The 13,324-nt window shown below is 53.7% G+C and carries 14 protein-coding genes and 1 tRNA gene; 1 reads left to right on the forward strand and 14 read right to left on the reverse strand.

The genetic code is table 11. The annotated features are described in order from the left end of the window. Window positions 1-406 precede the first annotated feature (406 nt). From C4885_RS12780 to C4885_RS12820, 9 genes are all read right to left on the reverse strand, one after another. Window positions 407-484, reverse strand: a tRNA-Pro gene (locus C4885_RS12780). Between the two features lie 200 nt (window positions 485-684). After that, window positions 685-2,802: a heavy metal translocating P-type ATPase gene (locus tag C4885_RS12785; RefSeq protein ID WP_199488114.1), complete on the reverse strand. Its 2,118-nt coding sequence runs from the start codon at window positions 2,800-2,802 to the stop codon at window positions 685-687. 125 nt (window positions 2,803-2,927) lie between these two features. Further along, entirely contained in the window at window positions 2,928-3,203 is a 276-nt protein-coding gene (locus C4885_RS12790; protein WP_114000709.1) for a DUF6110 family protein, read from the reverse strand. A gap of 275 nt (window positions 3,204-3,478) precedes the next feature. Next, entirely contained in the window at window positions 3,479-3,898 is a 420-nt protein-coding gene (locus tag C4885_RS12795; protein WP_114000710.1) for a helix-turn-helix transcriptional regulator, read from the reverse strand. After that, window positions 3,873-4,283: a metal-dependent transcriptional regulator gene (locus C4885_RS12800; RefSeq protein ID WP_114000711.1), complete on the reverse strand. Its 411-nt coding sequence runs from the start codon at window positions 4,281-4,283 to the stop codon at window positions 3,873-3,875. The genes C4885_RS12795 and C4885_RS12800 overlap by 26 nt, the downstream gene beginning before the upstream one ends. 115 nt (window positions 4,284-4,398) lie before the next feature. Then, the gene (locus C4885_RS17105) at window positions 4,399-4,656 is read right to left on the reverse strand and encodes a hypothetical protein (protein ID WP_242979596.1); all 258 of its coding nucleotides are present in this window, start codon (window positions 4,654-4,656) and stop codon (window positions 4,399-4,401) included. Window positions 4,657-4,700: 44 nt separating this feature from the next. Then, complete coding sequence (gene feoB, locus C4885_RS12810; RefSeq protein WP_114000712.1) at window positions 4,701-6,899, reverse strand: ferrous iron transport protein B; 2,199 nt, start codon at window positions 6,897-6,899, stop codon at window positions 4,701-4,703. Between the two features lie 28 nt (window positions 6,900-6,927). After that, window positions 6,928-7,149: a FeoA family protein gene (locus tag C4885_RS12815; protein ID WP_114000713.1), complete on the reverse strand. Its 222-nt coding sequence runs from the start codon at window positions 7,147-7,149 to the stop codon at window positions 6,928-6,930. A 78-nt stretch (window positions 7,150-7,227) separates the two neighbouring features. Next, entirely contained in the window at window positions 7,228-7,443 is a 216-nt protein-coding gene (locus C4885_RS12820; RefSeq protein ID WP_114000714.1) for a FeoA family protein, read from the reverse strand. 469 nt (window positions 7,444-7,912) lie between these two features. Between C4885_RS12820 and C4885_RS12825 the strand changes: the two genes are divergently transcribed. Further along, on the forward strand, window positions 7,913-8,167 hold the full coding sequence (locus C4885_RS12825) for a heavy-metal-associated domain-containing protein (RefSeq protein WP_114000715.1): 255 nt from the start codon (window positions 7,913-7,915) through the stop codon (window positions 8,165-8,167). A gap of 207 nt (window positions 8,168-8,374) precedes the next feature. Here C4885_RS12825 and C4885_RS12830 read toward each other — a convergent pair whose 3' ends face one another. From C4885_RS12830 to C4885_RS12850, 5 genes are all read right to left on the reverse strand, one after another. Then, window positions 8,375-8,806 (reverse strand): flavodoxin, encoded by a 432-nt coding sequence (locus tag C4885_RS12830; protein WP_114000716.1) that lies wholly within the window; start codon window positions 8,804-8,806, stop codon window positions 8,375-8,377. Window positions 8,807-9,143: 337 nt separating this feature from the next. Continuing rightward, on the reverse strand, window positions 9,144-9,710 hold the full coding sequence (locus C4885_RS12835) for a DUF3793 family protein (RefSeq protein WP_114000717.1): 567 nt from the start codon (window positions 9,708-9,710) through the stop codon (window positions 9,144-9,146). Window positions 9,711-10,202: 492 nt separating this feature from the next. Then, window positions 10,203-11,873, reverse strand: coding sequence for a DNA repair protein RecN (recN, locus tag C4885_RS12840; protein WP_114000718.1), 1,671 nt, complete (start codon window positions 11,871-11,873; stop codon window positions 10,203-10,205). A 24-nt stretch (window positions 11,874-11,897) separates the two neighbouring features. After that, window positions 11,898-12,362, reverse strand: coding sequence for an arginine repressor (locus C4885_RS12845; protein WP_114000719.1), 465 nt, complete (start codon window positions 12,360-12,362; stop codon window positions 11,898-11,900). Window positions 12,363-12,369: 7 nt separating this feature from the next. After that, window positions 12,370-13,215 (reverse strand): NAD(+)/NADH kinase, encoded by an 846-nt coding sequence (locus C4885_RS12850; RefSeq protein WP_114000720.1) that lies wholly within the window; start codon window positions 13,213-13,215, stop codon window positions 12,370-12,372. Window positions 13,216-13,324 lie beyond the last annotated feature (109 nt).

Here is a 13,324-nt window from a genome sequence, read left to right on the forward strand (position 1 = left end):
TTGGCAACGCAGATGCCGTGCCGCAGCTGCCGGAGCGGTGCTTAAGCCGCAAGGCGGGAATTGTGCGGTGTTGCCTTAAATATCCGCAGCGTTCCAAGCTCCCGACTTTTCACACTTTATCGAAAGTTTTGAAGTTACACATGAGTTTCAATACTGTCCCAATCCTTTGCCTTGAAGGACGTGCAGGAATGGTTAGGGCATCCTGATATAAAGATGACGGCGAATATTTACGGACATTTGGATACCAAAAGAAAGCAAGGCATTGCAGCAAATATGCAGCGACCTTTGCCTGCTGGATAAAATCGGTTAGACCTGGCCCTATTTTCACCGCAAAAAAGCAAAAAAATAAAACCGCCAAGTTCTTTCAAACTTAGCGGTTCCGCGTTGAAAAACTCAACTCACTGTTTGGTCCGAGTGGCGAGAGTCGAACTCACGGCCTCTTGAACCCCATTCAAGCGCGCTACCAAAACTGCGCTACACCCGGTCGAACGTGGGCTGCTGTCATCAACAGGTATTATTATAACAGGCTTCTAAAGAAAGTCAAGCTTTTTTCTAAAAAATTTTGATTTTTTTCGTATTTTTTCTTTTTCAGTTTTCTTTTCATCGTTCTGTCATACTTTTTTTCCTGCTGGCAGCAGCCCACCTGTTTATAGTGGTTGCGTTTTCATGCGATTAGTGCCTGCATCAGGCCTTTGTGTTCTCCTGCTGCAGCTGGCTCTGCGTTTTTTCGGGCAGCAGGTTCGTCATACTCTTCAGGCTGATGCCGATGGTGGAAAGATTATGCAGCATAGCCGAGGTTGCCGGCTGCAAAATGCCCAGTGCGCCCAGAATGATCAGGGCAGAGTTAAAGCTCAGCACAAAGCGATAGTTGCTCGCCACACGGCGCTGCATGGCGTTGGCAATGCTCTTGAGCTGCACCAACTCTTCCAAGCTGTCGGCTTTGATGGTAATATCGGCAATTTCGCGTGCAATGGCTGCGCCAGAGTTGATGGCGATGCCAACATCGGCAGCAGACAAAGCCGGTGAATCGTTGATGCCGTCGCCGATCATGACAACGGTATGCCCTTCTGCCTTTGCTTTTTGGACATACTCTGCCTTATCTTCCGGCAGAACCTCCGAGAAATACTGATCAACGCCTACCTGGCGGGCAATCGCGGCTGCGGTGCGGTCACTGTCACCGGTCATCATCACAGTGTTGGTGACACCGATGGCGCGCAGCTGGCGCAGCACATGGCGTGCTTCGGGGCGCAGCGGGTCCGCAATGCAGATAACGCCCACCAGCTGGCCGCAGGCAGCCAGATACAGGTGCGAATATTCCGGTTCCAGATCGTCAAACTTCTGCTGTTCCGCAGCGGGAATGACACACTTTTCATCCTCGAACACAAAGTGATGGCTGCCGATCACAACGCGCTCCCCGCGCACGCGGCTTGCAATGCCGTGGGCCACAATGTACTCTACCTCGGTATGCATCTCCTCGTGGGTAATGCCGCGCTCCTTGGCAGCACGCACCACGGCGTTTGCCATGGAATGCGGGAAGTGCTCTTCCAAGCAGGCGGCCAGCTTGAGAACTTCCTCCTCATCACACCCGGAGAACGGCACAACCTTGACCACTTTAGGACTTGCATGGGTCAGGGTACCGGTCTTATCAAACACAATAGTATCCGCCTTGGACAGGGCTTCCAGATACTTGCCTCCCTTGACGGTGATGTGGTAGGAACCGCATTCACGCATAGCAGACAGCACGGCCAGCGGCATGGAAAGTTTAAGTGCGCAAGAGAAATCGACCATCAGAATCGAGATTGCGCGGGTTACGTTGCGGGTGAGCGCATAGGTCACGGCCGTACCAGCCAGACACCACGGCACCAGGCGATCTGCCAGCTCCAGGGCGTGGTTTTCCGTGCCGGACTTGAGCTTTTCGGACTCTTCGATCATAGATACGATCTTATCGTAACGGCTGGCACCATCCACGGCGTTTGCAGCAAAAACGCATTCGCCTTCCTCAACAACAGTACCTGCATAAACTGTCGCACCCGCAATCTTGCGTACCGGCATCGACTCACCGGTCAAGGCCGCCTGGTTGACCATGGCTTCGCCCTCGATCACGGTGCCATCCAGCGGCACCATGTTGCCAGAACGCACAATGATCTCGTCCCCCGCCTTGACCTTGGTGATGGGCATCAGAACTTCGGTCCCCTGACTGCGCACCCAAACACGGTCAACGTTCAGGGACATGCTGCGAGCCAGATCATCCAGGCTCTTTTTGCGTGTCCATTCTTCCAGCAAAGCGCCCACATTGAGCAGGAACATAACGGAACCGGCGGTATTAAAGTCACTGCGCAGCAACGATACACCGATAGAAAGTGCATCCAGCACTTCCACTTCCAGCTTGCGATGCCACAGGCAGACCAGACCACGGCGGATAAATTCAATTGCTTTGAACACCGTGATAACGGCCTGCACCGGAGCAGGCAGAAACAGCTTGCGGAACGCACGGAACACCACCAAGTTGACAAAACGTTCCTGGTATTCCTGGTTGATCTTACGGCTGTCAGCCGAAGTAACCAGTGAATCCAGTTCCGGGTTATCAAACTTATAATGGCTCAGCACCGTTACTGCACCCGCACGGCTGCCCTTATATTTGATCAGAACATCGCCGGTGCGTTCATACACTTTGGCATGTTCAATGGCTTCCGAATGGTTCAGGTATGCTTCCAAAACATCTGCACGGTGCAGGGTCATACGCACGGCATTTACATGCACACGCATACGGCCGCGGCTTTCATGTAAAATTGTACATTTCATAGTTGTATTTCCTTATTCAGCTTTCCCAACTGCCAATTCTGGCACAGCGATAAAGGCATCATCCGTTCAGCCGCTGTGCCCCACCACATAAAAAGGGCCGCCTGCAGGCGGCCCAAAAGAAGCAATTATTCTGCGGCGCTTTCAGCAGCGTCATCAGCGATAACTTCCTGTTCAGCTGCGGCTGCGCGGGCTTCGTTGATGGCCTTTGCATCTGCCAGAATGTCGCCAGCCTCTTCCTGAACGCGGCTGACCGTCTCCATAGTGCAGTCTTTCATACGCAGAACGGCTGCGGTGGTCTGGGTATAGACCTTCTTAGCGTCCTTGCTGGCCAGGATTTTGAAACCAGCGGAGCCAAACAGCATACCACCAACAAAAATTGCTACCTTCTTTACGTTCACCATAATCCGTTGAACTCCTCTCTATTGATTCGACATTCCCAGGGGGTGCAAGCTGCTGCATACATCCCCCGGCTGCAATTGGCGATGTTTCGCAAGATTAACTTCTTGCAAAAATCCTTATTCGCAAGTATAACGTATTTTACACTTTTTACAAGTGCATTTTGGATAAAAAATGTGCCGTCTGGTTTTATTTTTGAAAATTCTATGTTCCACGTTCCACCATTTCGCCCAGTTTCAGCCCACCGTTGCTGTGCGTTTTGCTGCGCTGTAATTCCACATCAGGCAATCGTTTTTTCTTCCGGCAGCTGGTCGGTGCGCACGCGGCGGCATTCCCGCGGGGTAATGCCTTTTTCGCGCTTAAACATTGCCGCAAAACGGCTGGGGCTGTCGTACCCAACCCGCTGTGCGATCTCCAAAATGCTCAAATCCGTTGTGAAAAGCAGCTGTTCCGCATGCTGCACACGGCAGCGGCGCAGGTAAGTATTGATTGGCAAGCCGTACACCTGTTTGAACGCCCCTTTCAGCGAAGTAAGAGAGATATGATACCGCTGCGCCAGTTCCGCCTGGGTTACGCGGCTATCGAGATGTTCCACCAGATACTGGTGCACCTGCTGCACACACTCGGCCTGTTCTTTGTACAGATAGGCCGAAGCTGTAGACATGGTTTCCGGTTCATTCACTTTCTGGCTGCGGCTCATTTTCTTCCACCTCCGTTTCGGCAAAGAGCGCACCAAAATGTTCCCTGTAATCCCGGTCAGGAAGCGCTGCAATCAACGCCAGCGCCGCATTGCGCCGTTCATCTGCACTGACTGGGAACGGATATTCCGGCATAGCGGCAAGGGTTGCATCCAGCAAGCGGCGGTAGTAGTTTACGGTAAACGCACCGCGGTCCGTCAGATAAATTTTGCCATAGTGCCGTTTTACCACCATACCATCCCGCATGAGAATGTTCAGGATATGCACAACCGAGGGTTTGGTAACCCCCAGTGCACTGGCAATCTGACGGGAAGATACATCCGGGGTTGCTGCAGCTGCATTGCTGATTGCAAACAGATATCGCAGGTGGGCATCGCTCAATGCCATGTTCATCACTCCATATCAAGCAGCCCGCACCATAGTGCAGCTGATAAAAAATGCGGCGGACCGCGGGCATTGCTGCCTGCGGCCCGCCGCGCTGGGATTCAGGAAAATTTAAGCTTTAATGTACCTGACTTGCGTTAGCCTTTGCCTTTTCTTCGGCAATCCGTTTGAACTTTGCAAGCTCTTCTGCATTTTCTTTGCAGGAGCCATTGCAGCCACCGGAGCAGCCACACTCACCGTGGCAGCTGCCACCGCAATCACAGCCAACGCCGCCATGCTTGTGAGAGTGCCACACAATCAGGCCCGTGCCCCCAAACACAATAACCGCACCAATAATGGTAGGCAGATTAAAATTTGTGGCCAAGAAATCCATCATAGCGAAACACCTCTCTTATAAAAGGAACATCAAATTGTCAGTGATTACTTGGAAGCAGCAACCTTCTTGACATCAATCTTAACTTCGTTATCATTCAGGTACTTGTTGGGGCGAACCAGCATGTAGATGGTAAACACAATGATAGCGACAGCAACAATGGTGAAGATGTTGAAGCCAACTTCGCCGGTGATCAGGCCGCCGATCTGGTAAACAACCAGAGATGCACAGTAGGCCACCAGGCACATATAACCAATGGCGATAGCAGTCCACTTGCCGTTGTTCATCTCGCGCTTGATGGCGCCCATAGCAGCGAAGCAGGGAGCGCACAACAGGTTGAAGATCATGAAGCTGTAAGCGGAGATCGCGGTGAAGCTGGCAGCAACCTCGGGCCAGATCTCGTCGCCGTTGTCAGACAGCTCGTCAGCATAGTGATACAGAACACCGAAGGTACCGACGACATTCTCCTTGGCGATCAGGCCGGAGATAGAAGCGACGGTTGCACGCCAGTTGCCGAAGCCCTGCGGGATGAAGATCCAGGAAATTGCGCTTGCAACGATAGCCAGGATGGAGTTGTCCTGATCCTCGACCATCGTGAACGCGCCGTTCTCGAAGCCGAAGCCCTGCAGGAACCACAGGATGATGGTGGCAGCCAGAATGACGGTGCCGGCACGCTTGATGAAGGACCAGCCGCGCTCCCAAGTAGCGCGCAGGACGTTGCCCCATGCGGGCACATGGTAAGCGGGCAGCTCCATAACGAACGGAGCAGGATCACCGGCGAACAACTTCGTCTTTTTCAGGATGATGCCGGAGATGATGATGGCTGCAAAGCCGATGAAGTAAGCAGAGGTGGCGACCCAGCTGCTGCCGCCGAACAGAGCACCTGCGATCAGGCCGATGATGGGCATCTTGGCACCGCAGGGAATGAAGCAGGTGGTCATGATCGTCATACGGCGGTCACGCTCGTTCTCGATGGTACGGGAAGCCATAACACCGGGAACGCCGCAGCCGGTACCAACCAGAATGGGGATGAAGCTCTTGCCGGACAGGCCGAACTTGCGGAAGATACGGTCCATGATGAAAGCAACACGGGCCATGTAACCAATGTCTTCCAGGATGGAAAGCAGGAAGAACAGAACCAGCATCTGGGGAACGAAGCCCAGAACCGCGCCGACACCGGCGACGATGCCGTCCATGATCAAGCCGTACAGCCAGCCAGCAACGCCAACGCTCTCCAGGAAACCGCCCAGTGCATTGGGAACGATCTCGCCGAACAGAACATCGTTGGTCCAGTCAGTTGCGAAGCTGCCGATGGAGATACCGCCATCTGCAATGGAGGTACCCATGGACAGCGCGTACATGAGGAACATGATCAAGGCAAAGATTGGCAGAGCGAAGATACGGTTGGTAACAACCTGGTCGATCTTATCGGAAACAGTCAGGTGCTCAACGCGAGCTTTCTTTCTGACAGCCTTCTCAACAACAGTGTTGATGTAAGCATAACGCTGGTTGGTGATGATGCTCTCGGCGTCATCGTCCATTTCCTTCTCGCAGTCTGCGATGTGCTGGTCAATGTGGTCAACCAGCGCCTTGTCCAGCTTCAGCTCCTGCTGAACCTTGTCATCACGCTCGAACAGCTTGACGGCGTACCAACGCAGGAAGCGGTCATCAACCTTGCCCTGGATGGACTCTTCGATATGAGCGATGGCATGCTCAACGCTGCCAGTGAACACATGGGGCAGCTCGCCAGCCTTGCCAGACTTTGCAGCGGCAACAGCCATCTCAGCAGCCTTCATGCTGCCTTCGCCCTTCAGTGCGCTGATCTCAACAGCCTGGCAGCCCAACTCTGCGCTAAGCTTCTTCAGGTCGATCTTATCACCATTCTTGCGGACCAGGTCGATCATGTTGACGGCCATAACCACAGGAATGCCCAGCTCAATCAGCTGGGTGGTCAGGTACAGGTTACGTTCAATGTTGGTACCATCAATGATATTCAGGATGGCATCAGGCTTTTCATTGACCAGGTAACCACGGGCCACAACTTCCTCCAGGGTGTAGGGGGACAGGGAGTAGATACCGGGCAAGTCCTGAATGACAACGTCCTTCTGACCTTTCAGGCGGCCTTCCTTCTTTTCAACCGTAACGCCGGGCCAGTTGCCGACATACTGGTTAGAACCGGTTAAGTCATTGAACAGGGTAGTTTTACCACAGTTCGGGTTACCGGCTAGTGCAATTTTAATGCTCATTGCGTTACCCTCTCTTCTCTAGTTGGAATCAAACCAATTCGATCATTTCTGCGTCAGCCTTGCGCACGCTCAACTCGTAGTTGCGCACGGTCAGCTCCATGGGGTCACCCAGGGGGGCAACCTTGCGGACATAGATCTGAACACCTTTGGTGATGCCCATATCCATGATGCGGCGCTTGACAGGGCCTTCGCCGTGCAGCTTGGCAACGGTGACAGTCTCGCCGACTTTCGCGTCTTTCAGAGTTTTCATTTTTATCCTCCTCACAATATCTCTATCGGGAAGCCGCTGGATAAGCCGCAGCCTCCAAAACAGCGGATTGGCGCTGTTTTAACCAATCATAATGCGGTTTGCCATGGTTTTGTCCAGTGCAATGCGGCTCTCTTTTACCTGAATGATCAGGTTGCCCGCAATTTCGTTCACAACGGTAACCGTTGCGTCCACAACAAATCCCAACTCAGCCAGGTGCTGGCGAACTTCGTCTTTACCAGTGATTTTTTTGATGGTGACAGTTTCGCCTGCTTTTGCCATCGTAATCGGCATCATCGTTTCATCCCCCAACGTCCAAATTGCTTTACGCTTATAACGTTCCGTTCTGTTTTTTCTGCATCTTGCACAGGCGCAAAAAAGCCGGAGTTTAACCCTTAATCCCCTGTGATCTGCCGCTTCCCGGCCACCCGCAGAAGATTAGCAGATGCTAACTTCTTTGAACATTCGCAGTTTACCACTGCTAACCCACAATGTCAATAGTTTTGAAGTCATCCAAAATTAGTTTGTGCTAACCGATAAGTCGTGGCTAACTTTTTCACACTTTTTAAGGCAATTTGCACAAAGGACGCTGCGTCATTCAGGCATTTTATGCCCTTTCCCCCTTCTTTTGAGCGGAATATGCTGTATTCTCTCTGCTTGACAAATACCCATTGGGTTGGTATGATGAAGCCGTTATGAGTTGCCGCCTGCCTTTTGGGTCAGTTTGGTTTAGGATACATAACCTATTGCAGAAAGGATGAGTTTAATGGTTCAAATTACTGTTGGGGTAGATGGAATGGCATGCAGCATGTGTGAAGCACATGTTTCTGACGCAATCCGCAAGGCATTCCCCGTCAAAAAGGTAACCGCCAACCACACCAAGGGCCAGGCTGTTATTGTAGCCGAAAACGAAATTGCTGAGGCTGACATCGCTAAAGCGCTGGAACCAACTGGCTACCGCATGGTCAGCTACAGCTGCGCACCTTACCAGAAGAAAAAGCTGTTTGGTATTTTTGGCTGATTGCCCAATCCGTGCGCTTCATCATCCGGCAGAGCCGCTACCCGGTGTTCTGCCGGATTTTTGTTTGTCTTTTCTATCTTATAACAGCCCTGATGATAAACTGTAAAAAGCAAACGGCAGTGAACCGATGCCTTTTTCTCGGTATCGGTTCCCCGCCGTCATAATGCTATTTGCTCAAGGTGTAGTGAGCACCTCAGGACACTTTGCTCAGCAGGCTGCCAGCTTTGCGCCCAGAGCGTTGCAGGCTGCGATTGCATCTTCGTCCGGTGCTTCGTTTGCCATAACGCCAGGTTCTTCCTGCATCACAGCGCCGTCTTCCTTGCAGCGTGCGCACCAGTCTTCCAGCCACTGGCCAGAGCCCCAGCCGTAAGAACCGAACAGAGCAACCTTCACACCAGACAGGCTGCCTTCCAGGTCAGCGAACATGGGTTCAAATTCGCCTTCCTCCAGCTGCTCTGCGCCCATAGCGGGGCAGCCGAAAGCAACTGCGCCGTAATCGGCCAGCTTTGCGCTATCAAATTCTGCGCAGGTCAGCACATCGGCTTCGCCGCCAGCATTCTTAACGCCCTCTGCCACAGCCTGGGCCATCTGCTCAGTATTGCCTGTGCCACTCCAATAAACGATTGCTACCTTGTTCATAATCAAACAGCTCCTTTATTATATTTTAAGGCAATACCGCATAATTCTAAGTGCCGATACGGTGAGCGAGGTGCGGCAGATGCTAAGCCAAAAGCGCAGATAATACTGGATGCTGCAAAGGTGAGCGCCGCCAGTGGCGGAAACAGCGAACCGAAGCAGGGGCAGCGGTCGCAGAGTGCGAGGGGCTTTTGCCCCCGAAGCACGATGCGGGTACCGCAACCCGACTTATCGAGCATTTTGGCAACGCAGATGCCGTGCCGCAGCCGCCGGAGCGGTGCTTAAGCCGTAAGGCGGGAATTGTGCGGTATTACCTTAACATGGGCGTGCGCCCATTATATCAAACGGCTACTGCGAGCCGGGTGATCGGTGTACCGCTCTGGAAACAGCGGAGATAAACTTCAGTGCATTTGCGGAAGCGTTCAAACGTCTTTTGTGCTGCAGCGGGGTCGCCATAGCATTTCCAGTAACCGCAGAACGTATAATTTTTGCCCTTGTTTGCCACAAAGCCAACGACATCTTCCAGCGGATAACCAAGGAAAACGCCAATCTCGTGCGGGAACTCTGCTTCGCAGCAAAGGCACCGAGAAAGATGATCCAAGCACTCCTGCAAGCCGCCCTGGGGGTAACCTTCCCGCAGCAGGTACTGCTGCACATCCGGCTGCTGCAGGCTTTCTTCCAGGCTCTTTGCGCGGTAGACATAAACCAGATAGGCGTGGGTGATGGGGCATTCCTTGATGATAGAAACCGTAACGCCTTTGGGTTTTAGCTCGGCCGCCCAGCGCTCCGCCATGGCGTGCATGGCGCTTGCATCGGGTTCAACCCAGCGGAAGAGGTTTGCCACTTTAAGTCCCGCCAGAACAGGAGCACACTGCGTTACAAACGAGGTTTCAAAATTACGCTGCATGGTGTACCCTCCTGTTTTGACCGCGCAATTAGTTCGTGCTAACTTCAAATCATTAAAAATTCCCGCCGCCATTGCTATGTTTATGCAGAGAGTACGGGATATTCGTTGGTTAGGTTTATCTAACCAACGCAGTTAGAATACCATATCTTCCCCATGGTGTCAAGGGGCCTTCCCAAACATTTTGCTTTTATTTTTTCTTGGCTCCAAATTAGGGCAATACCGCATAATTCTAAGTGCCGATACGGCGAGCGAGGTGCGGCAGCTGCTAAGCCAAAAGCGCAGATAATACTGGATGTCTTATCGAGCATTTTGGCAACGCAGATGCCGTGCCGCAGCCGCCGAAGCGGTGCTTAAGCCGTCAGGCGGGAATTGTGCGGTATTGCCTTAGAACGATAATAAAAGAAATGCCAAAAAAATAAAACCTCCAGCCTGTTTTGTCGGCCAGAGGTTTGTATGCTTCTCTTCTGTTTTTCTTTCGTTATTGTCCTGCGCTTACCCCTGCGATTTTTCAATCAGCTCGCGGGCGTTGGCAAGGCTGAGGTCTGTAACTTTATCGCCGGAGATCATGCGGGCTAACACCTGCACGCGGCCATCCAGATCCAGCGGATGGATCTCAGTGAAGGTCCGGTTGTCCCGCACCTTCTTTTCAATCAGCAGCTGGTTATCGGCAAAGGCAGCGATCTGCGGGGTATGGGTGATGCACAGCACCTGATGGCCGCTTGCGGTCTGCTTCAGCTTTTGGCCAATACGCCCGGCGGCAAGGCCCGAAACACCGGTGTCGATCTCATCATAAATAACGGTCGAAATCGCATCTTTATCAGCCAAGGCGCTCTTGAACGCCAGCATGATACGGGAAAGCTCGCCGCCGGAAGCGATTTTAGCCAACGGCTTGGGCTCCTCGCCGGGGTTGGTAGAAATCAAAAATTCAATGTTATCCTGTCCTGCGGAAGCTAACGGGCCGCGCTGATGGCGCAGCACCATACGCACGCCGGGCATGTTCAAAAATTCCAGTGCTTCCCGCATTTGGCGGTTCATGCTGGTAAAAGCTTTCAGGCGAGCTTGGGTCAGCGTTTCCGCTGCAGCCTTGGTCTGGCGGTACAATTCCTGTTTGCGCTGGGTCAGCTCTGCAATGCGCTTGCCGGAGGACTGGTACCCTTCCAATTCTTCGGCCGCCTTATCCCGCCGAGTCAGCAGCTCTTCCACACTGGCACCGTAACGCTGTTTCATGCGGTAAATCTGGTCCAGCCGTTCTTCGATTTGATCCAGCTCCCCCGGGTCAAAATCATAACCGTCCAGGCGGTCGGCGAGGTCGGTGGCCAGCTCCCGCGCACCGTAATACAAATCGCTCAGGCGCTCGCTGAGCGGTGCCAGGCTCTCATCCAGGCGAGCGCTTTCGGCCAGCTCATTGACCACACTGCCCAGCAGATCCGCTGCGCCCATCATTTCGCCGGAATCATCACCGGAAAGCGCCTGGTGCGCCGCCGTCAGACCATCCAGAATGCCCTGTGCGTGCATGATGACCTTGCGGCGCTCCATCAAACGTTCTTCCTCGCCTGCGGTCAGCGCAGCGGCATCAATGGTATCAATCTCTTCCGAAAGCTCTGCGATCCGGCGCTGCTTTTCTTCCTCGCTGGAAGTCAACGCATCCAGCGCGCGCTTTGCCGTGACAAGAGCGCGGTACAGCGCATGGTAAGCGGCATACTCTGTCCCATCCTGCGCGTACTGATCCAGCAGGGCCAGATGGGTTGCCGGGTTGGTCAGACTGGTGCTGTCGTGCTGGCCATGGATGGTCAGCAACCCGGCGGAAATATCCCGCACCACGCCGGCGGTAGCGGGCATACCGTTAATACGGCAGCTGCCTTTTCCGTCCGCGCTGATCTCGCGGTACAGCAACAGGTCATCCTGGGCACCATAGCCGCATTTTTCCACCTGCTCCCGCACATGGGCCGGAATAGATTCAAACGTGGCCCAAATGCGTGCCTTGGGCGCACCGCTGCGCACCAGATCACGCGAGGTACGGTTGCCCAGAATGGCATTGATGGAATCGATCATGATAGATTTGCCGGCGCCGGTTTCGCCCGTCAGCACATTCAGGCCCGGGGTAAACTGTACTTCGGCTTTTTCAATCACGGCAACATTTTCAATTTTCAGCTCCGCAAGCATGGATGCTGCTCCCCCTCCGGCGGTTTAAGTGTGGCGTACCGTATAGCGCTGCAGCTGACGGGTGATCTCAGCAGCGTTTTCCTCGGTGCGCATCAGGATAAAAAACGTATCATCACCGGAAAGTGTACCAACAACACCTTCCCAGGTTTGAGCGTCAAAAACTTCACAGGCGGCATTCGCCATGCCGGAAAAGCATTTGACCAGTACCATATGCCCAGCATAGTCCACCTTGAGCACAGACTCCCGGAAAATGGTTTCAAACCGGTTTGGTGAATGAGCCACCTTGCCGTTGCCGTTTGCCGGCATATAGCGGTAGCCGCCCTCCCCCGTTGCAGTTTTTACCAGGCGCAGTTCCCGGATATCACGCGATACCGTTGCCTGCGTTACATCAAAACCGGCACGGCGTAGATGTTCGAGAAGATCCTCCTGCCGGTCAATCGGATATTTTTCAATCAGGTCCAAAATTGCCTGATGGCGCGCACTTTTCATTGCAGAGTCATCTCCTCATCAATTTTGTTTCTATCGCACGGAACTGCTCGGTTTCGTCAAAGGTAATCAGCCCCAGCTGTTCCACTGCCGTGGTAATGGTCAAACTTTCGCCCGGCTGCAAATCACAGCGGGAATGGCTGTCCGCGCTGGCGTACACGCTGTCACGGTTGGTTGCTTCCGCCACCACCGTCAGGGTACGGCTGGCCGAAAACACCAGCGGCACCGCGTGGATGCTGTGCGCACAGACCGGTGTAAGCACCATAACCGCCGCACAGGCATCCAGCACCGGCCCACCTGCGGAAAGCGAGTAAGCCGTGGAGCCCGTGGGTGTTGCGATGATCACCCCATCGCTGCGGTAGCGGCTGACAAAAGCGCCATCGCAGTAGACGGTATAATCCATGGGGTGCAGGCGGGAATTGCCGAACAGCACCACGTCGTTCATGGCAACCTGGTGCCAGTTATGGGCCGGGGCATCCGCGCGCAGCAGGTTGCGCGGCTCAATGGTATACCGCCCCGCAGCCAGGCGGGCCAGCTTTTCCGGCAGCTCTGCCACCTCGCAGGTAGCCAAAAAGCCAATGCGCCCCAGGTTGACACCCAGGACCGGCTTGCTTTGGGCAAGGCAGTCATGGGCGATGCGCAGCAGTGTGCCATCCCCGCCAATGGTGATAACCTGTTTTGCCTGGGCCAACGCCTGCTGCTGAGGCAGGAATACCGCCTTGGTATCCACCAATTCCCCAGCCAGCTCATCCGCCAGCAGGGCATGGATGCCGTGTTGATCCAGCAAAGCGATCACCTGACGGGTAACGGAAAAATCGGTATCTTTGATTCTGTTTGGAAAAAGAAAAACGGACAAGCTCTTTTCCCCTTTCCGGGTATGGTTTCAAAGGCAACACCGCACAATTCCCGCCTTACGGCTTAAGCACCGCTCCGGCGGCTGCGGCACGGCATCTGCGTTGCCAAAA

Source organism: Subdoligranulum sp. APC924/74, from assembly GCF_003324125.1.
Lineage (GTDB): Bacteria > Bacillota > Clostridia > Oscillospirales > Ruminococcaceae > Gemmiger > Gemmiger qucibialis.